Origin of the sequence: Streptomyces sp. enrichment culture, assembly GCF_964272855.1 — a bacterium.
Taxonomy (GTDB): Bacteria; Actinomycetota; Actinomycetes; order Streptomycetales; family Streptomycetaceae; genus Streptomyces.
The window spans coordinates 1,914,652-1,937,877 of record NZ_OZ186847.1 but is presented as its reverse complement, the minus strand read 5'-3'; the positions used below and the strand labels follow the sequence as shown (position 1 = coordinate 1,937,877).

Annotated in this window: 18 protein-coding genes; 12 read left to right on the top strand and 6 right to left on the bottom strand. The window is 73.3% G+C overall.

The window, feature by feature from the left end; translation table 11 throughout:
* Position 1 precedes the first annotated feature (1 nt).
* A complete protein-coding gene (gene treZ / locus ACSU6L_RS08360) occupies positions 2-1,747 on the bottom strand; it encodes a malto-oligosyltrehalose trehalohydrolase (RefSeq protein ID WP_437055092.1) in 1,746 nt (581 codons plus the stop codon).
* Between the two features lie 174 nt (positions 1,748-1,921).
* On the opposite strand from treZ, the gene ACSU6L_RS08355 reads away from it, so the two are divergent.
* The 3 genes from ACSU6L_RS08355 to ACSU6L_RS08345 all read left to right on the top strand — a co-directional run bounded on the left by ACSU6L_RS08355 (position 1,922) and on the right by ACSU6L_RS08345 (position 4,413).
* Complete coding sequence (locus tag ACSU6L_RS08355; protein WP_073939151.1) at positions 1,922-2,473, top strand: DUF1707 and FHA domain-containing protein; 552 nt, start codon at positions 1,922-1,924, stop codon at positions 2,471-2,473.
* A gap of 63 nt (positions 2,474-2,536) precedes the next feature.
* Positions 2,537-3,940, top strand: a complete 1,404-nt coding sequence (locus tag ACSU6L_RS08350) for a M14 family zinc carboxypeptidase (protein WP_437055090.1) — start codon at positions 2,537-2,539, stop codon at positions 3,938-3,940.
* Positions 3,937-4,413 (top strand): SSI family serine proteinase inhibitor, encoded by a 477-nt coding sequence (locus tag ACSU6L_RS08345; protein ID WP_437055088.1) that lies wholly within the window; start codon positions 3,937-3,939, stop codon positions 4,411-4,413. Before ACSU6L_RS08350 ends, ACSU6L_RS08345 begins: the two co-directional genes overlap by 4 nt.
* A gap of 146 nt (positions 4,414-4,559) precedes the next feature.
* Here the strand turns inward: ACSU6L_RS08345 and ACSU6L_RS08340 are convergent, their stop codons facing one another.
* Both ACSU6L_RS08340 and lpdA read right to left on the bottom strand, forming a co-directional pair.
* Positions 4,560-5,807, bottom strand: a complete 1,248-nt coding sequence (locus tag ACSU6L_RS08340; RefSeq protein WP_437055086.1) for a M14 family zinc carboxypeptidase — start codon at positions 5,805-5,807, stop codon at positions 4,560-4,562.
* Positions 5,808-5,939: 132 nt separating this feature from the next.
* The gene (lpdA, locus tag ACSU6L_RS08335; RefSeq protein ID WP_437055084.1) at positions 5,940-7,370 is read right to left on the bottom strand and encodes a dihydrolipoyl dehydrogenase; all 1,431 of its coding nucleotides are present in this window, start codon (positions 7,368-7,370) and stop codon (positions 5,940-5,942) included.
* A 151-nt stretch (positions 7,371-7,521) separates the two neighbouring features.
* On the opposite strand from lpdA, the gene ACSU6L_RS08330 reads away from it, so the two are divergent.
* Positions 7,522-8,499 carry a LysR family transcriptional regulator gene (locus ACSU6L_RS08330; protein WP_437055082.1) on the top strand — a complete coding sequence of 326 codons (978 nt, stop codon included), beginning with the start codon at positions 7,522-7,524 and terminating at the stop codon, positions 8,497-8,499.
* Here the strand turns inward: ACSU6L_RS08330 and treY are convergent.
* Complete coding sequence (gene treY, locus ACSU6L_RS08325; protein ID WP_437055080.1) at positions 8,420-10,777, bottom strand: malto-oligosyltrehalose synthase; 2,358 nt, start codon at positions 10,775-10,777, stop codon at positions 8,420-8,422. The genes ACSU6L_RS08330 and treY overlap by 80 nt on opposite strands.
* A gap of 81 nt (positions 10,778-10,858) precedes the next feature.
* On the opposite strand from treY, the gene ACSU6L_RS08320 reads away from it, so the two are divergent.
* Positions 10,859-12,142, top strand: coding sequence for an MFS transporter (locus tag ACSU6L_RS08320; protein WP_437055078.1), 1,284 nt, complete (start codon positions 10,859-10,861; stop codon positions 12,140-12,142).
* Positions 12,143-12,158: 16 nt separating this feature from the next.
* Here the strand turns inward: ACSU6L_RS08320 and glgX are convergent, their stop codons facing one another.
* Complete coding sequence (glgX, locus tag ACSU6L_RS08315) at positions 12,159-14,276, bottom strand: glycogen debranching protein GlgX (protein ID WP_437055076.1); 2,118 nt, start codon at positions 14,274-14,276, stop codon at positions 12,159-12,161.
* Between the two features lie 181 nt (positions 14,277-14,457).
* Between glgX and ACSU6L_RS08310 the strand changes: the two genes are divergently transcribed.
* The 4 genes from ACSU6L_RS08310 (at position 14,458) to ACSU6L_RS08295 (ending at position 18,908) form a co-directional block, all read left to right on the top strand.
* Positions 14,458-15,300, top strand: coding sequence for a Tat pathway signal sequence domain protein (locus tag ACSU6L_RS08310; protein ID WP_437055074.1), 843 nt, complete (start codon positions 14,458-14,460; stop codon positions 15,298-15,300).
* 77 nt (positions 15,301-15,377) lie between these two features.
* A complete protein-coding gene (locus tag ACSU6L_RS08305; RefSeq protein WP_437055072.1) occupies positions 15,378-16,709 on the top strand; it encodes a copper amine oxidase in 1,332 nt (443 codons plus the stop codon).
* 102 nt (positions 16,710-16,811) lie between these two features.
* Positions 16,812-18,059, top strand: coding sequence for an SAV2148 family HEPN domain-containing protein (locus ACSU6L_RS08300; RefSeq protein ID WP_437055070.1), 1,248 nt, complete (start codon positions 16,812-16,814; stop codon positions 18,057-18,059).
* A gap of 120 nt (positions 18,060-18,179) precedes the next feature.
* Entirely contained in the window at positions 18,180-18,908 is a 729-nt protein-coding gene (locus ACSU6L_RS08295; RefSeq protein WP_437055068.1) for a 3'-5' exonuclease, read from the top strand.
* A 49-nt stretch (positions 18,909-18,957) separates the two neighbouring features.
* Here ACSU6L_RS08295 and ACSU6L_RS08290 read toward each other — a convergent pair whose 3' ends face one another.
* Complete coding sequence (locus ACSU6L_RS08290; protein WP_437055066.1) at positions 18,958-19,821, bottom strand: phosphotransferase enzyme family protein; 864 nt, start codon at positions 19,819-19,821, stop codon at positions 18,958-18,960.
* 238 nt (positions 19,822-20,059) lie between these two features.
* On the opposite strand from ACSU6L_RS08290, the gene ACSU6L_RS08285 reads away from it, so the two are divergent.
* From ACSU6L_RS08285 to ACSU6L_RS08275, 3 genes are read left to right on the top strand one after another with little or no spacing between them, the layout of a single operon-like run.
* Positions 20,060-20,995, top strand: coding sequence for a carbohydrate ABC transporter permease (locus ACSU6L_RS08285; RefSeq protein WP_437055064.1), 936 nt, complete (start codon positions 20,060-20,062; stop codon positions 20,993-20,995).
* Positions 20,992-21,825, top strand: a complete 834-nt coding sequence (locus tag ACSU6L_RS08280; RefSeq protein WP_437055062.1) for a carbohydrate ABC transporter permease — start codon at positions 20,992-20,994, stop codon at positions 21,823-21,825. The genes ACSU6L_RS08285 and ACSU6L_RS08280 overlap by 4 nt, the downstream gene beginning before the upstream one ends.
* Positions 21,825-23,114, top strand: a complete 1,290-nt coding sequence (locus ACSU6L_RS08275) for an ABC transporter substrate-binding protein (protein ID WP_437055060.1) — start codon at positions 21,825-21,827, stop codon at positions 23,112-23,114. The genes ACSU6L_RS08280 and ACSU6L_RS08275 overlap by 1 nt, the downstream gene beginning before the upstream one ends.
* Positions 23,115-23,226 lie beyond the last annotated feature (112 nt).

Below are 23,226 nucleotides of genomic sequence, written 5' to 3'. Positions count from 1 at the left end.
CTCAGGGCTGTGCCAGCACCACGCACGACTCCCCGGGCACCCGCAGCAACCCCTCCGCGTCCGGTACGTCCACCGGCTCCCACGCGGCGAGGATCCGGGCGGGACGGGTGCCCAGGGGGATCGCGGCGGGCTCCCCGGCCAGGTTCACGGCCACGCACACGTCACCGCGCCGGAAGGCGAGCCAGCGGGCCTCCTCGTCGTAGGCCACCCTGATGTCGGCCAGGTCGGGGTCGGTGAGGTCCGGCTGCGCGTGCCGCAGGGCGATGAGGCGGCGGTACCAGGCGAGCACGCGCGCGTGGGGCTCGCTCTCCGGCTCGGACCAGTCCAGGCAGGAGCGGTCCCGGGTCGCCGGGTCCTGCGGGTCCGGGACGTCCTCCTCCGCCCACCCGTGCGCCGCGAACTCCCGCCGTCGGCCCTGCCGTACCGCCTCCGCCAGTTCGGGATCGGTGTGGTCGGTGAAGAACTGCCAGGGCGTGCCCGCCGCCCACTCCTCGCCCATGAACAGCATCGGGGTGAGCGGCCCGGTCAGCGTCAGCGTCGCCGCGCAGGCCAGCAGCCCGGGGGAGAGGGACGCGGACAGCCGGTCGCCCACGGCCCGGTTGCCGACCTGGTCGTGCGTCTGGCTGTAGCCGAGCAGCCGGTGCGCGGCCACCCGGGTGCGGTCCAGGGGCCGCCCGTGACATCGGCCGCGGAAGCTGGAGTACGTGCCGTCGTGGAAGTACCCGCCGGTCAGCGTCTTGGCCAGCGCCTTCAGCGGGGCGCGCGCGAAGTCCGTGTAGTAGCCCTGGCCCTCGCCGGTCAGCGCGGTGTGCAGGGCGTGGTGGAAGTCGTCGTTCCACTGCGCGTGCAGCCCGAAACCGCCCTCCGCGCGGGGAGTGACGAGCCGGGGATCGTTCAGGTCGGACTCCGCGATCAGGAACAGCGGTCGACCCACGTCGGCGGCCAGCCCGTCCACCGCCGTCGAAAGCTCCTCCAGGAAGTGGTACGCGCGCGTGTCCACCAGCGCGTGCACCGCGTCCAGCCGCAGCCCGTCGATCCGGTAGTCCCGCAGCCAGGCCAGCGCGCTCCCCACCAGGTACGCGCGCACCTCGTCCGAGCCCGGCGCGTCCAGGTTCACGGCCGCGCCCCAGGGCGTTTGATGTGTATGGGTGAAGTAGGGGCCGAACGCCGGAAGGTAGTTGCCGGACGGGCCCAGATGGTTGTGCACGACGTCCAGGACCACGCCCAGCCCCAGTTCATGGGCCCGGTCCACGAACCGCTTCAGCCCCTCGGGGCCGCCGTACGGCTCGTGCACCGCCCACAGCGACACCCCCTCGTACCCCCAGCCGTGCCGCCCGGGGAACGGGCACAGCGGCATCAACTCCACGTGTGTCACGCCCAGTTCCACGAGGTGCCCGAGCCGCTCGGCGGCCGCGTCCAGGGTGCCCTCCGGGGTGTACGTGCCCACGTGCAGCTCGTACAGGACCGCGCCCGGCAGCGGACGCCCGGACCACTCCGCGCGCCACGCGTGACGCCCGTGGTCGACGACCGCGCTCAGCCCGTCCGGGCCGTCCGGCTGCCGCCGCGAGCGCGGGTCGGGCAGGGCGGGGCCGTCGTCCAGCGCGAAGCCGTAGCGGGTGCCGTCCCGCGCCTCCGCCTCGGCGACCCACCATCCCGCGCGCTCCGGATCGCCCTCCATCGCGCGCGTGCCCCCCTCGCAGTGGAGCGTCACTCGGTCGGCCTGCGGTGCCCACACCTCGAACTGCACGGACGGTTCCCCTTCGTCTGCTCACCGTGATGTAGCCCGTCCATGGTGCGCCAAAATGGATCAATCCGCTTTTGCATCTTCCCGATTCACCCCCGGTGTCGTCAGGTACGCGCGCGTGGTCGCCGATTTCCCGATTTCTGGACACCCGGGGTTCACTGACCGACAATCACCACCGTGACGTCGTCTTTCGAGTTCCCGACCTCTCTCGCGCGGCCCTCCGACGCGGAGCGCGACCAGGCGCTGAAGGTTCTGCGTGACGGCGTCGCCATGGGCCGGCTGTCCCACGACACGTTCATCCGGCGCATGGAGCTGGCCCTCTCCGCCCGCCACGCGGACGAGCTGGCCGCGCTCACCGCCGACCTGCCCACCGAGGGCCGCTTCTCCCGGCTGGTGTTCGGAAGCGTCGAGGCCGTCTCCGGCTTCACCGAGCGGCTGCGCCGCGCCTGGCAGGCCGAACGGCTGCCCAAGCTGCTGCTGCCCCACCCGTCGGCCGGCCGCCCGCTGAGCATAGGCCGCGACCCCGCCAGCGGCCTGCGGCTGAGCCACGAGACGGTCTCCCGCGTGCACGCCGAACTCAGCCGTCAGGGCGGCATGTGGATCCTGCGGGACCTCGGGTCGACCAACGGCACCGCCGTCAACGGCCGCCGCGTCATCGGCGCCACCGTCGTCCGCGAGGGCGACCAGGTGTCCTTCGGGCAGGTCGCCTTCCGGCTCGCCGCGCACTGAGCCGCGCGGCCAAGTCGCCCGCGCGGTCGCAGTGTTGACGTACACCTGAAGTCGTGACTGACTGTGCGTACACCACGTACACCAGGTGAATCCGCAGCGTCACGACGGAGGTGTGCCCTGCCGCCCCTCCTGCGCTATCCGACCGTCGACGAGCTGGGCGCCCGGGCCGCCGCCCTCGCCGCCCGCCACCCGCGTGACGCCCGGCTGCGCCGCGTGGGCACCTCCCGCGCGGGCACGCCCCTGTGGCTGCTCTCGATCGGTCACGGCCGCCGCCAGGCCCTGATCGTCGCCGGACCGCACGCCAACGAGCCCGTCGGCGGCGCCACCGTGCTGCGCCTGGCCGAGCGCGCCCTCGCCGACCCGCGCCTCACCGAGGGCGCCGACGCCACCTGGAACCTGCTGCTCTGCCTCGACCCCGACGGCCTGCGCCGCAACGAGGGCTGGCTGACGGGCCCGTACCGCCTCGGCCGCTATTTCCGGCACTTCTTCCGCCCCGGCTTCCTGGAACAGCCCGAATGGCTGCCCGACGGCGCGGCCGGCGCCACCTTGCCGGAAACCCGGGCCCTGCTCGCGCTCCAGGACGAGCTGAAACCTTTCTTCCATTGTTCGCTGCACGGCGTCGACGTCGGCGGCGGCTTCGTCGAGCTGACCCGCGACCTGCCCGGCCTCGCCGGGCGCGTCGCCCACATCGCGGCCCGGATGGACGTCCCGCGTGAACTCGGCCCCTACGACACCCTGTACTGGCCGTGCCTCGGCCCCGCCGTCTACCGGATCCCGCCGCCGCGCCGCGGCGACCGGGTCGCGGCCATCACCGAGGCCGCCGTCGAGTCCACCTGGTTCCACCCGCACCGGTACGGCACCGTCACGGCCGTCGTCGAGGCACCCATGTGGGGCGTGGCGGCCGTGGAGGACGACACCGTGCCCGCCGACCCGGAGGCGCGGTTGCGGACCGTCAGCCACACCCTGCGGCACGACACCCGGCTGCTGCGGGACCTCCTCGCCCGGCTCCGCCCGTACACCGCCGGCGCACCGGACGCGGCCCGCCTGCTGGCGCCGGTCGACGACTACCTGCTCGTCTGCCCCGGTCTCGCCGACGCCTGGGACCCCGACCTCGACGACCGGCGCCGTCCCCTGCCGCCGCTCGACGTCGCCCACCTGACCGCCCTGCGCATCGCCGGACGCCGCCTCGCCCTGCGCACCGCCGGACTGCTGCACCAGCTCGTCACCGGGTCGGGCCGGGACCCGGCCGGCGCGCTGCCCGAGCTGAACCGGCTCCTCGACGGGTGGTGCGCCGACTACCGCGACGGCTGCGGAGCCGAGTGGGTCCCGGTGGCACGCCAGACCGAATACCAGTCCCGCGTGGTCCTCGCCGCGTTCGAACTGGCCGCGCGGCAGCCGCCCGCGCGCTCCCGTTCGGGTGAGCCGGACTGGGGCTCCGAGCCGGTCGTGCCGATGCACCGGGAATGACGCACACCACCACAGCGAGAGCCGTACGGCGCGGTCTGCCGACGGCGGCCGCCCTGCTCGCCGCGCTCGCCGTCGCCCCCGCACCGGCGCGGGCCGCGGCCGATCCCATCCCCGCGAGCGGCCCGGGCACCTGGCTCCACCTCACCGTCACCCGGGGCGACGCGCTGTCCCCGGGCCTCGGCTGGCTCCGCCCCGGCGGCGCCCCCTCCGGCACCACGCGTGCCGTCCTGCTCCTGTGCGACCCGCCCCGGGGACACGCACGGGCCGGCGAGGCCTGCGCCCAGCTCGACGCCCTGGGCGGCGGCATCCGCCGTGTCGCGCCCGAGGGGGCCGCCTGCGCGATGATCTACGCGCCCGTGACTGCCCAGGCGCGCGGACAGTGGCGGGGGCGGCCGGTCGACTACCGGGAGACCTTCTCGAACACCTGTCAGCTGGAGGCGGTGACGGGAGCGGTGTTCGCGCTGGACTCCTGAACGGCTCGGGGCGGGCTCGGGGACGGGCACGCGCGCGTGGGGGCACTTTTCGCAGGCACGTGCGCGTGGGGCGCGTCTCACAGGAACGCCCAGGCGCGTGACCGGGACGCCGCCGCACGGTCCCGGCACGCGTCGGCGGGGACGCCTCACACCGCCCTGTCGCGCGCGTGCAGCGCCGCCGCGACCACCGTGCGGGACTGGTGCTCGACCTGGTGCTCCAACGGCACCCAGCGGGCCCGGAACCGATGCGCGAAGGCGTCGCTCCATCCCGTCACCAGCTGCTCCAGCCGCGGCACCGCGCGGTCGTCGGTCTCCCGCAGCACCCGCAGCAGCATCGCCGCGGCCCGCAGCGGCAGCCGCCGGGCGAACGCGTCCACGCTGCCGACGTACGCCATCGTGTGGTCCGCCGGCGGCGTCCGCCGCAGGTCCGCCGCCAGCCCCGGCACCAGCTCCAGCGCCCACCGGGCGGCCCGCAGCAGGGGCCCGTCGAAGCCGTCCAGGCGAGGCAGCGCCTCGGTGAGCACGTCCTCCACCGCCAGCGCGTCCCGCAGCAGCCGGTCCGCCAGCCGCCGGAGCGCCGCGCCCGGCGCGGGATGCGGTGCCGGATCGTCCACCAGGTCGCTCGCCCACATCGGCACCTCGACCACCGCGGTCAGCCCGCCGTACCGGTGGGCGTGGTACCAGGTGCTGCGCCGGGCGTCGTCCGGCATGCTCGGGTAGGCCACCGAGCCGGGCGCGGGCATCACATGCACGCCCGGACCGGAGGCGGGCCAGCCCGCCGCGTCGGAGGCGCCCGTCTCCACCGGTATGCGCAGCTCCGCCGCGGACTTGCCGAACGGCTCCGCGAGGCCCGGTATGTCCTTCGTCAGCTGCACCCAGCTGCCGCCCAGATCCGTCCCGTGGAGCGTCACCTGGAGGTAGGGGCGCAGCTCGTCTATCACGCCGGTCAGAGCGCGGGTCTCGGGCGGCAGCCGGTCCGGGGGCAGTACGGCGGGGGACCACTCGGGCTGCTCCGGTCCGGCGGGCCGGAAGAAGCCGCGGTGGTAGTCGAGCAGACTGCGCGGCGCCGGGGTCACGTGCAGGCTCGCCCCGTCCGGGTCCGCGCACAGCAGGAAGTGCCAGGACGTCCCCGCGCGCAGCCGTCGCTCGGCCGCCACCCGTCCGGCGAGCGCGAGGAGCGTGGAGCGGCCGGCCGGCTCGTTCGCGTGGGCGCCCGCGACGACGAGCACCGCGCGGCGCGCGCGTCCCACGGACAGCAGGTGCAGCGGACGGCCCGCGCGGGAGACACCCACCGCGCGGAGCGTGCACAAGCCGGGGTGCGAGGCGGCCAGCGTCCGCGCGGAGGCGACCTGTTCGGCCACGGTGGGGTAGCGCAGCTCCGGCAGAGGACTCACCCCCGTATGTCCGCCCGGGTTCGCACCGGCAGTACCGCACGCTCTCGGGACGGTGTCAAGGAGACCGCGCGGCACCACGGGGGAGCCTCCAGGGGGCGCCCGGGAGCACGCCCGCGCTGCCCGGCACCGGACTCACTGCTGATGCAGGCCCCGCCCGGCGAGCGTGAGGAACGCCTCGCCGACCGCCTCCGACAGTGTCGGATGCGCGTGCACGTGCCGGGCCACGTCGTCGGGCTGGGCGTCCCAGCCGACGATCAGCTGGCTCTCGGCGATCATCTCCGACACATGGGGGCCGACCAGGTGCACCCCGAGCACCTGTCCGCCGCCCGCCTCGGCGACGACCTTCACCATCCCGCCCTGCCCGTGCACCATGCCCTTCGCCACGGCGGTGAGCGGCATGGTGTTGACGTCGACCTCGTGCCCCCGCGCGCGTGCCCCCGCCGCGCTCAGGCCCACCGACGCGGTCTGCGGCGACGAGTACGTCACGCGGGGCACGGCCGCGTAGTCCACCGGCACGGACGGCACCCCGGCCAGGGTCTCGGCCACCAGCAGGCCCTCCGCGAACGAGGCGTGGGCCAGTCCGAGGGACGGCGGCGGCAGCAGGTCGCCGACGACGTGCACACCCGGCACGGCCGTCTCCAGACGGTTCCAGTCGGCCGGTACGACGAACCCCCGCTCGTCCGTGGAGAGGCCCGCGGCGGCCAGGTCCAGGCCGTCGGTGACCGGCACCCGGCCGACCGCCACCAGCAGCCGCTCGGCCTCGATCACGCGGGTCTCCCCCCGCGTGGTGCGCACCCGGGCGCGTACGCCGTCGGCCTGCACCTCCGCGTCGAGGAGCCGGGCGCCGGTCTGCACGTCGACCCCGCGCTTCTTCAGACCGCGCGTCAGATGCCGGGAGACGTCGGCGTCCTCCAGGGGCACGATCCGGTCGGCGGCCTCCACGAGGGTGACCTGCGCGCCCATCGAACGGTGGAACGAGGCGTACTCCACACCGATCGCACCGCCGCCCAGCACCAGCACGGAGGCCGGGAGCGCGGGCGCGAACAGCGCGTCGTCGCTGGTCACCACGCGTCGGCCGTCGGGTGTGAGCGCGGGGAGCTTGCGCGGGCGTGAGCCGGTCGCGAGCACGATTCCCCGGCGTGCGGCGAAGTCATGCACGCCCTCCGCGCCCCCGCGCCCGTCCACGCCGTCCACCCGCACCGAGCGCGCCCCCGTCAGCCGCGCGCTCCCTCGTACGACCCGCACGCCCGCGTGCGCGAGATGCGCCTCCACGCCCCGGTGGTTGCGGGCCACGATGTCGTCGCGGGTGGCGACCAGCGCCGACCAGTCCACCGCGTCCAGGGTCGCCTTCACCCCCCACCGCTCGCGCGCCTCCGCGATCCCGTCCACCAGTTCGGCGGCGTGCAGCATCGCCTTGCTCGGGATGCAGCCGCGGTGCAGACAGGTGCCGCCCACCTTGTCGCGCTCGACGAGCACCACGTCGAGACCGAGGGCCGCGGCGCGCAGCGCGGTGCTGTAACCGCCGGTGCCGCCGCCGATGACGATGACGTCCGCTGTGTCCATGCGCCCAGCCTCCGCCCGGCACTTGCCATACGTCCAAGGCAATGTTCTTGTGGATTCGATGAAGGACGTTTATGGCAGCCATGGCGGCGTCCATGGCGGCGCGCCGCGTGGGTGACGCGGGCACGGGAGCGGATGCGGGGGCGGTCGGGGCATGAGTCTGCGTCAGATGGAGTACTTCCTCACGGTCGTGGAGGAGCAGTCCTTCACCCGCGCGGCCGAGGTGCTGCACGTGTCCCAGCCGGCGCTGTCCCACCAGATCAAGGCCCTGGAGCGGTCGGTCGGCGGCGAGTTGCTGGAACGCCTCCCGCGCGGAGTCCGCCTGACGCCGATGGGCCGCGCCTTCCGCCCGCACGCCGAGGTCGCCGTCCGCAGTGCCGCCCAGGCGCGCCGCGCGGCCCGCGCCACCGCCGGAGCCGAGGGCGGCGAACTGCACGTCGCGGCCGTCCACGCGCTCGCGGTCGGCGTCCTGCCGGAGGTCTTCGCCCACTGGCGCACCGCCCACCCGGGCGTCGTGCTGCGCCTGCACGAGTACGCCGAGACGGAGTCCCTGCAGGACGCCGTGGAACGCGGCACGGCGGACCTCGCCCTCGGGCCGGCCCCCGCGGACTGGAGCGGCACGATCCTGCCCGTGGGCGAGGAGGAGATCGTCCTCGTGCTGCCGTTCGACGACCGCTTCGCCGGCCGTACGACGGTGTCGCTGCCCGAACTCGCGGACCGCGCCTGGATCCGCTGTTCCATGGAACCCTTCGTCCACGGCCGGCGCATCCTCGACTGGGCCTGCGGCCGCGCCGGATTCGTCCCGCGCAGCGCGGTGTGGACCGAGCACAGCTCCACGGCGGTGCGGATGGCCGCCGCCGGGGTCGGCGTGTGCGCCGTGCCCTCCCACATCGTGCGCGGCGCGGTCGGCGAGGACTGCGTGGTGGTGTCGCCCGACCCGCCGTGGAAGCGCACACTGAGCGTCTACACGCGCGTGCCCCCGACCGGCGTCGCGGAGGCCTTCGTGGACCTCCTGCGGGCCCGCTGGCCGCAGGGCACCGCACCGGCCCGGCTCACTCCTCCTCGCCGACCCGCTCCAGAAGCGCCACCGGCAGCGACTCCAGCAGCTCCGCCACGCGCGCGTACCCACTGAACTCCCGCCCGGTGCCGAGCACGTCGGTCCAGCGTCCCGGCGGCAGCTCCAGCCGGGTGTCGCGCCAGCCGCCCGCCTCCGCCAGCCGCAGGGACAACCGGGTGACCGCCGTGACCACCTGCCCCGAACGCGCGTACGCAAGCAGGTGCGCCGCCGCGGGCCCTTCGGCGGCCAGCGGCGTGTACGTCGCCGTGTCCCCGAACGCCCCCGGCCGCCGCGCCCGCAGCCGCAGCGCGGCCGCCGTCACCGCGCCCTTGTCGCCGGGGTCCTCGGGCGGGAACCGCACCAGCCGCCGGTTGTCCGGATCGACCAGCGCCCGGTACTCCACCTCCGTGCCCTGGTACACGTCCGGCACGCCCGGCATCGTCAGGTGCACCAGGGCGGTACCCAGCACGTTGGCCCGGATGTGCGGCTCCAGCGCGCGGCGCAGCCGGGCCACCGGCTCGCCCGGCGCCCCGCAAGGCCCGGCCGCCACGAACGCGGCCACCGCCTCCTCGTACGGCGGCTCCTGCTCCGTCCAGCTGGTGTACATCCCGGCCTCGCGCACATGCTTCAGCAGCGCCTCCCGCACCCGCTCCGGGTCGGCCGGCCCCAGCCCGAACACGGTCTGCCAGGCCGCCCACGCCAGCTGCCCGTCCGGCGCGCCGGTGTCGGCGCGGCTCACCTCGCCCAGTACGTCCGTCCAGCGTTCCGGGCACTCGGTCAGCACCATGAGCGCGGCCCGCACGTCCGCGCTGCGCTTGGTGTCGTGCGTCGAGACGACCGTCCCGGTGAGGGGCCAGTCACGCTGCACGCGCGCGCAGTACGCGTGGAACTCCTCCGGGGACATCGCGGGCCGCCCCGGGTTCCCGCCCACCTCGGTGGCCGACAGCAGCGGCACATAGCGGTAGAACGCCGTGTCCTCCACCGACTTCGCGCGCAGCGCCGACGCCGTCTGCGCGAACCGGGTGCGGAACTCCAGCTGGTCGGGTCCGCCGCCGTGCCGTCCGAGCACCAGCTCGCGGACCACGTCGACCGCGCCGGCCTCCTCCGGGACGGCGAACGCCGACCGGGCCCGCGCGGCGGCCTCCTCGGTGACGACCAGCGCCGGGTCGCCGGACTCGTAGGGGCGGTAGACCTCCATCCGGACCAGCAGTTCGCGCAGCGCGGTGTGCAGCGCCCAGGGCGCGCGGTCGCGCAGAGCCGGATCCGGCGACGCGGCGCACAGCCGGTTCGCCACCCGGGTCAGCCGGTCGACCTCGGTGGCCAGCTCGTGCTCCAGGACCCGGTACGCCGCCCGCCGCGCGGTCGCCTCCCAGTGCCCGCCCCGGTCCGTCTGGGGGGCCGCGAAACGCCGGTAGCGGGAGAGGAGTTCGGCGGCCCCGGACGGGTCCGTGAACACTCCGTCCACCCGCCGCAGGGCGTCGTAGCCGGTGGTGCCCGCGACCGGCCAGGACGCCGGCAGTTGCTCGTCGTCGGAGAGGATCTTCTCCACCACCGTCCAGCGGCCCCCCGTGGCCTCGTGCAGCCGCCGGAGATAGCCGTCGGGGTCCGCGAGACCGTCGGGGTGGTCGACGCGCAGGCCGTCCACGACTCCCTCGTGCAGCAGCCGCAGCACGGTGGCGTGCGTGGCGTCGAACACCTCCGGGTCCTCCACCCGCACCCCGATCAGCTCCGAGATGCTGAAGAACCGCCGGTAGTTCAGCTCCGTACGGGCCAGCCGCCACCACACCGGCCGGTACCACTGCGCGTCCAGCAGCCGTGGCAGCGGCAGGTCCTCGGTGCCCTCGCGCAGGGGGAACACCTGGTCGTGGTAGCGCAGCACGTCGCCGTCGACCGTCAGCCGCTCCAGCTCCGCGGCGAGCGGGTGACCGAGCACCGGCAGCAGCACCTGGCCGCCCTGCGCCTCCCAGTCGATGTCGAACCACCGCGCGTACGCGGACTTCGGTCCCTCCCGCAGCACCTCCCACAGGGCCCGGTTGTGCCGCGGGGCCATGGCCATGTGGTTCGGCACGATGTCCACCACCAGACCGAGACCGTGCTCCCGCGCGGTACGGGACAGCGCGCGCAGCCCGTCCTCACCGCCCAGTTCGGCGCGCACGCGCGCGTGGTCGACGACGTCGTAGCCGTGCACGGAACCCGGGACGGCCTCCAGCACGGGGGACAGGTGCAGGTGCGAGACGCCGAGCGAGGCCAGGTACGGTACGGCCGCCGCGGCGGCCGAGAACGGGAACTCGGGCTGCAACTGAAGCCGGTAGGTGGCGGTGGGCACCGCGCGGTCAGGGCGCTCAGGTGTCATGGAAAGCCACATACCCGCCCCGCGGTGTTTCGTGTCATCGTCCCCTCCGCGCGCACCCGCGCGCGTGGCTAGCTTCGAGCGATGGGGAGCACCGGGTTGCGCCGCACGCTGGGGACCTATCGCGAGGTGATCGCGCTGACCGGGCCGCTGCTGCCGGTCGTGTCGTTCCTCGGGCGGCTGCCGACCGCGACCATCCAGTTCGGCAGCGTGCTGCTGGTCGCCCGCACCAGCGGTTCCCTGGCCGTCGCCGGCCTGACGGGGGGCGCGCTGGCGCTCGGGCAGGTGGCGTGCGGGCCGCTGGTGGGCCGGCTGGCCGACCGGCACGGCCAGCGCCCGGTCGTGCTCGCCTGCTCCCTGCTCAACGCCCTCGCCGTCACCGCGCTGGTGGCGGGCGCGCTCGCCGCTCCGCCGACGCCGCTGCTCGTCCTGCTCGGCGCGCTCGCGGGCGCGTCGGTGCCGCTGATCGGCCCGCTCGCGCGGACCCGTCTGGTGGCCCTCGCCCGCCGCACCGGGGCCCCGGACGCCACGGTGGGCGCGGCGCTGTCCTTCGAGAGCACCCTCGACGAGATCTCGTTCGTGCTCGGACCCGCCCTGGTCGGCCTCGCGGCGGTCGTCGCCCATCCGGGTCACGCCCTCGCGCTGGCGGCCCTCCTGGTGGCCGTCTGCGGCACCGGCTTCGCCCTCCACCCGACCGCGCGGGCCACGGCGCCGGCCCGCTCCGGCCCCGCCCCCGAGTCCCCGGCCGCCCCGTCCCGGCCCCGCATGCCCCGTTCGGTCCACCCCCTGCGGGCCGCCCTCGCGCTCCAGGGTGCGATGTTCGGCGCCTGCCAGGCCGGCGTCACCGCGCTCACCGAACGGCTGGGCCGGCCGGAGCAGGCCGGGCTGGTGTACGCCGCGATGGGCGTGATGAGCGCGGTCGCGGGCCTCGCCATGGCCACCGTACCCGCCCGTTTCGGGCTGACGGCACGCTGGCGGACGGCCACCGCGGCGGCGTGCGCTCTGTCGCTGCCCCTGATGGCCACGGACGGCCTGGGCGCCCTGTACGCCGTCGTGACGGTGCTGGGCGTGGCCTACGCCCCGCACCTGATCACGGTGTTCGGGCTGACCGAACGCGTGGTCCCGCGAGCGCGGCTCGCCGAGGCGATGGCGTTCGCGACGAGCGCGCTCGTCGGCGGCCAGGCCCTGGCGCTCGCCCTCACCGGCCGGCTCGCCGAGTCGCACGGACCCGGCGCGGCGTTCGCGGCGGCGAGCCTCGCGGCCGCACTCGCCTGCGCGATCGCGCTGACGGCGCGTCCGACGACGTACTCCGGACGCGCCGAGAACCCCCTCCACGCGCGCGTGCCCGAAAAGCCGGGTCGGCCCTAGCCGGGCAAGCCAGGACCTAGGCGGGCCGCTGCAGCACCGTCAGGCTCCGGTCCAGCAGCCGCATCCGCTCGCCGGCCGCCACCTTCGCGCCCGTGCCCGGCTGCACCCCCTCCGGGAGGGCGGTGTCGACGACGACCTGCCACTGGCGGCCGTGGTTCACCGGCACCACGAAGTCCAGCGGCCTGGGGGAGGCGTTGAACATCAGCAGGAAGGAGTCGTCGCCGATGCGCTCCCCGCGCGGCCCCGGTTCTGAGATGGCGTTGCCGTTGAGGAACACCGACAGGGCCGAGGCCTGCGCCGACTCCCAGTCCCGCTGGGTCATCTCCCGGCCCTCGGGGGTGAACCAGGCGATGTCGGACAGGTCGTCGTGCGTGCCCTCCACCGGCCGCCCGTGGAAGAAGCGCCGGCGGCGGAAGACGGGGTGGTCCTTGCGCAGCCACACCATCGCCCGGGTGAACTCCAGCATCTCCGGGCCGAGGCCCTCGCCGTCCGGCCACTCCACCCAGGACAGCTCGTTGTCCTGGCAGTAGGCGTTGTTGTTGCCGCGCTGGGTGCGGGCGAACTCGTCGCCGTGGCTGATCATCGGCACACCCTGGGACAGCATCAGCGTGGCGATGAAGTTGCGCATCTGGCGGGCGCGCAGCTCCAGTACACCGGGGTCGTCGGTGTCGCCCTCCACCCCGCAGTTCCAGGACCGGTTGTGGCTCTCGCCGTCACGGTTGTCCTCGCCGTTGGCCTCGTTGTGCTTGTGGTTGTACGAGACGAGGTCGTGCAGGGTGAAGCCGTCGTGGCAGGTGACGAAGTTGATGGAGGCCAGCGGGCGCCGGCCGTCGTCCTGGTAGAGGTCGGAGGACCCGGTCAGCCGGGAGGCGAACTCCGCGAGCGTGCGGGGCTCGCCCCGCCACAGGTCGCGCACCGTGTCCCGGTACTTGCCGTTCCACTCGGTCCACAGCGGCGGGAAGTTGCCCACCTGGTAGCCGCCCTCGCCGACGTCCCACGGCTCGGCGATCAGCTTCACCTGGGACACCACCGGGTCCTGCTGCACCAGGTCGAAGAACGACGACAGCCGGTCGACCTCGTGGAACTGCCGGGCCAGGGTGGCCGCGAGGTCGAAGCGGAACCCGTCGACGTGCATCTCGGTCACCCAGTACCGCAGCGAGTCCATGATCAGCTGGAGTACGTGCGGGGAGCGCATCAGCAGCGAGTTGCCCGTCCCCGTGGTGTCCATGTAGTAGCGGGGGTCGTCCGCGAGCCGGTAGTACTGCGCGTTGTCCAGGCCCCGGAAGGACAGCGTCGGGCCCAGGTGGTTGCCCTCGGCGGTGTGGTTGTAGACCACGTCCAGGATGACCTCGATACCCGCCTCGTGCAGCGCTCGGACCGCCGACTTGAACTCCAGCACCTGCTGCCCGCGGTCGCCCCAGGAGGCGTACGCGTTGTGCGGGGCGAAGAAGCCGATCGTGTTGTAGCCCCAGTAGTTGTTCAGGCCCATGTCCACCAGACGGTGATCATTGACGAACTGGTGTACGGGCATCAGTTCGAGGGTGGTCACGCCCAGCTCGGTGAGGTGCTCGATGACCGCGGGATGGGCCAGGGCCGCGTAGGTGCCGCGCAGCTCCTCCGGGAGCCCCGGATGGCGCATGGTCAGGCCCTTCACATGGGCCTCGTAGATCACCGTCCGGTGGTACTCGACCCGGGGCCGCCGGTCGTCGCCCCAGTCGAAGTACGGGTTCACCACGACGGACGTCATGGTGTGCGGCGCGGAGTCCAGGTCGTTGCGCCGGTCGGGCGCGCCGAAGTGGTAGCCGTACACCTCCTCCCCCCAGTCGACCGCCCCGCTGATCGCACGGGCGTACGGGTCGAGCAGCAGCTTCGCGGAATTGCAGCGCAGCCCGCGCTCCGGGGCGTACGGGCCGTGCGCGCGGTAGCCGTACCGCTGCCCCGGCATCACACCCGGCAGGTAAGCGTGCCGTACGAACGCGTCGCTCTCCCGTAGTTCCACCGCCGTCTCCGAGCCGTCGTCGTGCAGCAGACACAGCTCTACTCGGTCCGCGGCCTCCGTGAAGACCGCGAAGTTGGTGCCGGCGCCGTCATACGTGGCGCCGAGTGGATACGCCTCTCCAGGCCAGACCTGCATGGTTACGACTCTTCCAGGTGTGCCGCGCCACGGGGGGTGCCTTGGGCCCGAGTCTCCTTCGAAAGTGAGGGAACCTCCTCTGCCCTACTTCCCTCTTACCGGTCGACCAGTGCATACGACGTATGCCGAACCAGCGGGGCAGAAACGTACTCCCATGCGAACCGGGGGAGTAGGGGGAGATGTGCGCGACACAGTGCGCCGCCATCTGGGCAAGGTGGTGGCGGGAACGGGGATCGCGGTCGCGGGGACCGCGTTGATGATGGCGATCACCCTGCCGGGCACGGCCGGGGCGGACGACACGGCCGGGGGGCCGGCGTCGGGCCGCACGACCGGACAGCCGGCCCAGGGGCAGAGCCGGGCAGAGGGGCCTCAGGAACAGGGAGCGGCCGTCGGGCCGGGCGTCGTCGAGGAGGCGCCGGCCGACGAGGAGCGCGGCACCGGCCGTGACCCGCTCACCGACGACGAGCGGGCGCGGGTCGAGCGGGTCGCCCTCAGCAAACAGCTCTTCCGCTCCAGCGAGGACGTCGACGGCGACCGCGGCCCGCAGCGCGTCGGCCTGGACCTCGCCGAGCCGGAGGCCGACGAACTCGACGACCCGGACGCGCCCCGGCGCGCCGAGGTGTCCTTCTACGACTACAAGGACGACACCCTCGTCACCAGGACGGTGAACCTGGAGACCGGCAAGGTGGAGGCGACCGCCACCCAGCGCGGCGTCCAGCCGCCGCTGAGCCGCGCCGAGCAGGACGAGGCGGCCGGGCTGCTCCTCGCCGACCCGCTGGCCGCGGGCCTGAAGGCGGACTACGAGGACGCCACCGGCAAGGAGCTCACCTCCGCGGACCAGCTCCAGCTGCACAGCATGATCTACAAGTCGGCCCCCGGTGCCCAGCCCGCCGTGCTCGACCAGTGCGGTGAGCACCGCTGCGCGCGGCTGTACCCGAAGGTCAAGAACGGCCCGTGGATCGACGCGGGGCACCTGGTGATCGACCTGAGCGCCCGCAAGGTCGCCGCGCTCGACCGCGACTGAGCCCGCCGAGGGTTCGCTTTTCCAACTCATCCTCCAGTCGGAGGACCTGCGTTCTCCTGTAAGGGAGTCACTTTTCCATGCGCCTCGACAGATTCAGCCGTGCCCGCACGCACGCGGCCGTGGGGCTCACCGTGGCAGCGCTGGCCGCCGGAGCCGCGGCCGGCGCGGGACCGGCCGCCGCCCAGCCCGCGGCACAGCCGAAGGCCGCCCCCGCCGCGCCCGCCGCCGACTGCGGCGCCGCCTACCGCATCGAGCAGAAGCTCGCCTCCGGCACCACCTGGCGGATGTGCTGGCGGTTCGAGAGCCGGGCCGGGATCGTCCTGGAGGACGTCTCCTACCAGCCGCCCGGCGAGCCCCGCCCGATCAAGGTGCTCAACAGCGCCAAGCTCGCCCAGATCCACGTGCCGTACGACGACGGGGGCAACGAGTTCAACGACCTGACGGAGTACTTCTTCGGCGACGGACTGATGAACCTGTCGCCCGGGGAGTGCCCCGGCGGCACCATCAAGACGGTCAAGGTCCCGGAGCCCTCGTACTCCGACAGCTCGAACGTCAAGGGCCTGTGCACCACGACCCGCTCCCGAGGCCACGCCTACCGCTGGCTGTCGGACGCCGGGAAGTCCTACCAGAAGCAGGGCAAGGACCTGCTCGTCTACAGCGTCAACAAGGTCGACTGGTACGAGTACATCACCGAGTGGCGCTTCTCCGACGACGGCACGATCTCCATGAACGTCGGCGCGACCGGCAGCCTCTCGCCCAACGACTACGACGCCGACGACGGCCGCGGCTGGCCGATCGGCAAGGGCGCCGAGGACAAGGCGACCAGCCACAGCCACAACGTCTTCTGGCGGCTCAACTTCGGCCTCGACGGCTCCTCCAAGACGAAGATCGAACAGTACGACTCCGTCGTCAGCCCGCCCTCCCAGGGCCGCCCGGCACCGTCCAACAAGACCACGCGCACCAAGGTCACCAAGGAACTCGCCGGCGACTCGAAGAACATGCGCTGGTGGCGCGTGGTCAGCACCGCCGGCAAGAACAAGGACGGGCACCCGCGCTCCTACGAACTGGTGCCCGGACCCACCGCCAAGTACCCCGGCCGGGCGTTCACCAAGCACGACGTCTACTTCACCGAGTACAAGAAGTGCGAACAGTACGCCAGTGACAACCCGCACCACTGCGGCACCGGCGCCGGAAACTCCGTCGACAAGTGGGTCGACGGGCAGACCCTCACCCGGCCCGTGGTCTGGATGAACATCGGCTTCCACCACGTCGCACGGGACGAGGACCAGCAGCCGATGCCCGTCCACTGGCAGGGCTTCACCATCGCCCCGCGCGACGTCACCGCTATGAATCCGCTCACTCCGAAGGAGCTGGCCGACCAGAACGGGCGCGTCACCCGGGGAAGTTGAGAAAACCGGCCTGCCCATCCGGCTGCACCGCCCACCGCTCCCGGAGTACCCTTCCTTGATCGTTGACACGGGGAGTGCCCGGGAGCGGAAGGCGGTGCGCGGGTGGGCTCGGGAGGGCTGGAGTTGCCCCCAGGTGACGAGGGTCACGAGGGGAACTCCACAGACGTCCCGCCCGGCACGGTGTCCCTGGCCAGGCCGATGGAGACCAACTCCATCGGCCCTGAGCTGGACTGGGACGCCGAGGCCTGGCGCGAGGTGCGCACCCGCGCCCAGCGCGCCGGCCGGGCCTACATCTGGCTGAACCTCGTGGAGCAGCGGATGCGCGCCGTCGTGGCCGCCGTCCTGCGCCCCATCTACGAACCCGTCCACGGCGACGAGTGGGTCGTCGCCGCCGCCGGACCGGCCGGACAGGAGTGGGTGCAGCGCGCGGTCGCGGTCCGCGAGGTCAGCCGCCGCAAGGGCTACCTGCTCGACCCCGCCGACGACAACGTCCTCAGCTTCCTCACCCTGCCGCAACTGCGCGAGCTGATGGTGCAGCACTGGCCCTGCTTCGAGCCGTACATCGACGAACGCCGGGACGTCGAACTCGCCCTGGACGAGCTGGAGGTCACCCGCAACGTCGTCTCCCGCAACCGCGCCCTCTCCGAGGCCGTGCTCGGCCAGGCCGAGCGGGCCTCCGCGCGGCTGCTGGAGATCCTGGGCGCGGGCGGCGACGTGCCGTCGGCCCGCCGGCTGCCCGTCGACGCGGTCGAGGACCTGGTCGGCGACCGGTACGCCGACGTGGTGGCCGTCCACCCGGACCGGGTGCGGCTGATGCGCCAGTTCCCGGCCGAGGACATCTTCGGCGGGGCCCGCCGCCTCGACGCCATCGGCATCGGCCTCAACCTGCTGGTGCAGAACTTCTCCGGACGGCGCCTGGTCCGTCTCGCCGAGGCCGGCTGCCGGACCCGGCTGCTGTTCCTCAACCCCGCCTCCAGTGCGGTGAAGCGGCGCGAGCGCGAACTGGGCATCAAACGCGGCGAGCTGAGCCGGGCCGTGGAGATGAACATCCTGCACATGCGCCGGGTAAGGGCCCGGCTGCGCGACCCGGGCGCGTTCGAGATCCAGGTCTTCGACGAGACGCCGCGCTTCACCGCCTACCTCGTCGACGGCGACGGCTCCGACGGCATCGCGGTCGTGCAGAACTATCTGCGACGCACCCGCGGCATGGAGGCGCCGGTGCTGGTGCTGCGCAACGGCGGCCGGGTGGTCAAGGCGGACGAACAGGACGGGGCGCTGGACGCCGGGCTCTTCTCCACGTACCGCGAGGAGTTCGAGGTGGCCTGGGCTGATTCGCGACCTGTGTCCTGAATGCCGGTGTCCTGAAGGCCCGGTGGGGTCGGTGAGCGGAACGTGGGCCGCCGATTGTCAGTGGCGCATGCGAAGGTGGAGACCACTGGGGGAAAGCACCACCGAGAAGGGGGACCGCCCATGGGCTGGCACCGCGAGCTGCTGATCGGCTTCGACCTGGAGACGACCGGGACGGATCCGCACGAGGCGCGTATCGTCACGGCCGCCGTCATCGAGGTCAGGGACGGGCAGCCGCTGGGCCGCAAGGAATGGCTGGCCGACCCGGGAGTCGAGATCCCGGCGGACGCGGTCGCCGTGCACGGCATCAGCAACGAACGCGCGGCCGCCGAGGGCCACCCCGCCGACCAGGTCGCCGACGCCGTCGCGGACGTCCTGGCCGGGTACTGGAAGGCGGGCGTCCCGGTCGTCGCCTACAACGCCTCCTTCGACCTGACCCTGCTCTCCGCCGAACTGCGCCGGCACGGACTGCCGTCCCTGCGCGAGCGCCTCGGCGGCCAGGACCCCGCCCCGGTCGTCGACCCGTACACCATCGACCGCCGGGCGGACCGCTACCGCCGCGGCAAGCGCACTCTCGAAGCGGTGTGCGCGGAGTACGGCGTTCCCCTCGACTCCGCCCACGACGCCTCCGCCGACGCCCTGGCCGCCGCGCGCCTGGCCGGTGCGATAGCCGACCGCCACCCGAAGATCGCGGCCCTCGGCCCGGCGGAACTGCACCGCCGCCAGATCGAGTGGTACGCGGACTGGGCGGCGGACTTCCAGAACTTCCTGCGCCGCAAGGGCGAGCGGGACGCGGTGATCGACGGCAACTGGCCGCTGCGGGAGCAGCCGGCCGGGGCGGCGCAGATCTGATGTGACGGGTGGACCGGGGCGGGGCTCGGAGCCCGGTCCGAGTGGTCCGTCAGAAGGGGTACCACCGCACCGTCTCGTCCCCGTCCCGCAGTGACGCCACCCGTCGCTCGAACTCGGCCAGCGCCTTGGGATTGCTCGGCGCGTGCTGGGCCACCCAGGCGCAACTCGCCGTCTCACGGGCGCCGCGCAGCACCGTACAGCCCTCCCAGGCGCGCACGTCCCAGCCGTAGGTCTCGGTGAATGTGCCGTACGCCTCGGCGGGCAGCCCGTACCGGTCGCGGGAGAGGGCCATCACCACCAGGTCGTGCTCGCGCAGGTCGGCGGAGAAGGTCTCCAGGTCGACCAGGACAGGCCCGTCGGGGCCGATGTGCACATTGCGGGGCAGCGCGTCGCCGTGGATCGGCCCCGGCGGCAGATGCGGGGTGAGCGCGGCCGCGGCCGCCGCGAAGCCGTCCCGGCGCTCGCGCAGATACGCCGCGTCCGCCGGGTCGATGGCATCGCCGGCCAGACGCAGCCAGCGTTCCACACCGCCCAGCAGCTCGCGGCGCGGCAGATCGAACGAGGGGGAGGGCAACGCGTGGACGACCCGCAGCAGTTCGGCGAGGTCCCGCGGCTCCGCGGGCCGCACGGCATCGGGCAGCCGGTGCCACACCGTCACCGGGTGGCCCTCGACGAGCAGCGCCTTCGGCTCGGCCGCCCGCACCGTGGGGACACCGGCCTCTTCCAGCCACACCGCGATGTCCAGCTCACGGCGGGCGCGGTCCAGCAGCTCGGCGTCCCGGCCCACCTTCACGACCAGGTCCCGGGCGGCGAACACGGCGTTCTCGCCCAGGGCGAGCAGCCGGGCGTCCCCCGCCGGGCCGGGCAGCACACCCGCCTCGGCCAGTACGTCCCGCGCCAGTGCCTCGTCCATCGTCCGCCTCCGTCTTCTCGATCCGTCGTTCCGTCGATCCGCGATCCGCTGATCCGCGATCTGCCGGTCCGTCGCCGTGGCCGATTTCCGCCGCTTGTCGGCCAGTCTCGCATCCGCACAGGTCGCACCGGGTAAGCGGCCGTATGCGCGGTGCCTTGACGGCGTATACCGCCTTCACGACCATGACGGTGGCCCGCCGGGCTTGGACCGTCACGACCCGCGCAAAGGAGCCGATGACGTGACAGTGGTGACCGAGGTGAGGCGCCCGGAGAAACGCGCGCCGAACCAGGGCCGCCGGCGGCGCGGCGACGGCCACGGGGCCTGGTTCCTGGTACTGCCCGCGCTCATCCCGATCCTGGTGCTGAGCGCCGGACCGCTGCTGTACGGGGTCCTGCTGGCCTTCACCGACGCGCAGTCGGGCCGGACCGAGCCCACCCAGTGGATCGGCGGACTCAACTTCCGGGACCTGGCGCAGGACACACTGTTCTGGGAGTCGTTCCGGATCGGCCTGGTGTGGGCGGTCGGGGTGACCGTGCCGCAGTTCCTGCTGGCCCTCGGCCTCGCCCTGCTGCTGAACCAGAACCTGCGCCTGAGATGGCTCGCCCGCGCCCTCGCCATCATCCCGTGGGCGATGCCCGAGGTGGTCGTCGGCATCATGTGGCGCCTGGTCTACAACCCGGACGCGGGCATCCTCAACGAGACCCTGCGCGACCTGGGACTCGGCGACGGCCGCGACTGGCTCAGCGGCCTCGGCACCGCACTCCCCGCGGTGATCGTCGTCGGCGTGTGGGCGGGAATGCCGCAGACCACGGTCGCCCTGCTCGCCGGGCTGCAGAACACCCCACGGGAACTGCACGAGGCGGCGGCCCTCGACGGCGCGGGCGCCTGGCGCCGCTTCCGCACCGTGACCTGGCCCGCCCTGCGCCCGATCGCGCTCGCCATCACCGCGCTGAACTTCATCTGGAACTTCAACTCCTTCGCCCTGGTCTACGTCCTGACCAACGGCGGCCCCGGCGGCCGCACCCGCCTGCCCATGCTCTTCGCCTACGAGGAGGCCTTCCGCTACGGCCAGTTCGGCTACGCCGCGGCGATGGGCTGCGTCATGGTGGCGGTGATCTCGGTACTGCTCGCCGTGTTCCTGGTCGGCCGGCTCAAGGGAGGTGACGACTCGTGAGGACCCGCACCGCGGCCCGGATCGGACAGTACGCGGCGCTGCTCGCGTACCTGCTGTTCCTCGCCTTCCCATTCCTCTGGCTGCTCTCCACGGCCTTCAAGCCGCCGCAGGAGCTTGGCAGTCTGCACCCCACCTGGATCCCCGAGAACCCCACCCTGGCCAACTTCCGGCAGGCCTTCGACGAGCAGCCGCTGCTGCGCGCGGCGCTCAACTCGCTGCTCGCGGCGGCCGCGGCGGCGGTGGCCGCGGTGCTGATCGCGACGCCGATGGCGTACGTCATGGCCCGGCACCGCACCCGGCTGGCGCGGGCGGCGACCGGATGGGTGGTGGTCAGCCAGGCGTTCCCGTTCGTGCTGGTGATCATCCCGCTGTTCCTGGTGCTGAAGAACCTCCGGCTGATCAACTCCCTGCCGGGCCTGGTGATGGTGTACGTGGTGTGGGCGCTGCCGTTCGCGCTGTGGATGCTCGCCGGGTACGTGCGCGCGGTGCCCACCGAACTGGAGGAGGCGGCCGCGGTCGACGGGGCCGGACGGCTGCGGACGCTGGTGTCGGTGACCGCGCCGCTGCTGGCGCCGGGCATCGTGGCGACGGCGCTGTTCGCGTTCATCACCGCGTGGAACGAGTTCTTCTTCGCGCTGGTCCTGCTCAAGTCCCCGGAGAAACAGACGCTGCCCGTGATCCTCACCCACTTCATCGGCGCGGAGGGCGTCGCCGACCTCGGCCCGCTGGCCGCCGCCGCGTTCCTCGCCACCCTGCCGTCGCTGGTCGTCTTCGCCGTCATCCAGCGGCGGATCACCGGCGGCATGCTCGCCGGGGCGGTGAAGAGCTGATGCGCACCAGGCTGACGGCGGCGTTCCTCGCGGCCCTGATGCTGCTCGCGGGCTGCTCCGGCGACGGCGCAGACGACGGGGGCGGGGACGGCCGGATCACCCTGCGCTTCCAGTCCCTGGCCTGGCAGCAGGAGTCCGTCGAGGCCAACAAGGAACTCGTGGCCGAGTGGAACGCCACCCACCCGGACGTCCGTGTCGAGTACGTCCAGGGCAGCTGGGACAGCGTGCACGACCAGCTCCTCACCTCCTTCGAGGGCGGCGAGGCCCCCGACATCATCCACGACGCCTCCGACGACCTCGCGGACTTCGCCTACGGCGGCTATCTCGCCGACCTGACCGACCTGCTGTCCGACCGCCTCAAGACGGACATCCCGCGGCACACCTGGGACACGACGACCTTCGGCGACGGCGTCTACGGCGTGCCATTCCTCCAGGAGCCCCGGGTGCTGATCGCCAACGCGACCTGGCTGAGGGAGTCGGGCGTGCGGATCCCGACACCCGAGGACCCGTGGAGCTGGGAGGAGTTCCGCGCCGTCACCCGCCGGCTGTCCGGGGAGGGGAAGTACGGCGTGGCCTGGCCCCTGAAGGAGCCCGTCTCCGCCACGCTCAACCTGTCCCTGTCGGCGGGCGGCCGGCTCTTCCACCGGGACGCGGACGGCAGGGTCACCGTGCGTTTCGAGGCGGCCGACGAGGTCGTGCCGCGCACCGTCCACGACCAGGTCGCCACCGACCGCAGCGCCTCGCCCACCACCCTCGGCAGCGGCGGCTCGGACACCCTGCCCGGCTTCTTCGGCGGCCGGTACGCGATGGTCCCGCTCGGCTTCTCCTACCGCCAGCAGATCGCGCAGCAGGCCCCGGAGGGCTTCGACTGGCAGGTGCTGCCCGCCCCGGCCGGCGCGGACGGCCTCGCCCAGGGCGTCAGCCCGCAGACGCTGTCCATCGCCGAGGACAGCCCGCACAAGAAGGAAGCCGCCGCGTTCGTCGACTTCCTGCTGCGGCCGGAGAACATGGTGCGTCTCGCCCTCGGCGACTGGATGCTGCCCACCGGCACCGAGGCCCTGAAGGACCCGGCGCTGCGCACCGCCGAGCACGACTGGGCCACGGGCACCGCCCTGGCCGCCCACCTGCGCTCGGCGCCCGCCCAGTCGGTGCGGGGCTATCCGGAGTGGAAGGACAAGGTGGCGACCCCGGCGTTCCAGGAGTACTACAGCGGCGGGATCGGCCTGGACGAGCTGCGCAGACGCCTGGAGGAGGACGGCAACCTCGTCCTCGCCCGCTACCAGCGCTGACGAAAACGCGTTGCCCGCCGGCCCCGGGGCGCCTAACGTCCGTTCCGTGGCAGCCTTCAACGCGATCTTCAACTCCGGTCACGGCCGGGGCATGACGTACTTCCTTCGGATG

What these genes read in the sequence shown, in the direction of transcription:
- ACSU6L_RS08345 (WP_437055088.1), top strand. Translation starts at nt 3,937, where the DNA reads ATGACGCACACCACCACAGCGAGAGCCGTACGGCGCGGTCTGCCGACG.
- lpdA (WP_437055084.1), bottom strand. Translation starts at nt 7,370, where the DNA reads ATGGACACAGCGGACGTCATCGTCATCGGCGGCGGCACCGGCGGTTAC.
- ACSU6L_RS08330 (WP_437055082.1), top strand. Translation starts at nt 7,522, where the DNA reads ATGAGTCTGCGTCAGATGGAGTACTTCCTCACGGTCGTGGAGGAGCAG.
- treY (WP_437055080.1), bottom strand. Translation starts at nt 10,777, where the DNA reads ATGACACCTGAGCGCCCTGACCGCGCGGTGCCCACCGCCACCTACCGG.
- ACSU6L_RS08320 (WP_437055078.1), top strand. Translation starts at nt 10,859, where the DNA reads ATGGGGAGCACCGGGTTGCGCCGCACGCTGGGGACCTATCGCGAGGTG.
- glgX (WP_437055076.1), bottom strand. Translation starts at nt 14,276, where the DNA reads ATGCAGGTCTGGCCTGGAGAGGCGTATCCACTCGGCGCCACGTATGAC.
- ACSU6L_RS08305 (WP_437055072.1), top strand. Translation starts at nt 15,378, where the DNA reads ATGCGCCTCGACAGATTCAGCCGTGCCCGCACGCACGCGGCCGTGGGG.
- ACSU6L_RS08295 (WP_437055068.1), top strand. Translation starts at nt 18,180, where the DNA reads ATGGGCTGGCACCGCGAGCTGCTGATCGGCTTCGACCTGGAGACGACC.
- ACSU6L_RS08290 (WP_437055066.1), bottom strand. Translation starts at nt 19,821, where the DNA reads ATGGACGAGGCACTGGCGCGGGACGTACTGGCCGAGGCGGGTGTGCTG.
- ACSU6L_RS08275 (WP_437055060.1), top strand. Translation starts at nt 21,825, where the DNA reads ATGCGCACCAGGCTGACGGCGGCGTTCCTCGCGGCCCTGATGCTGCTC.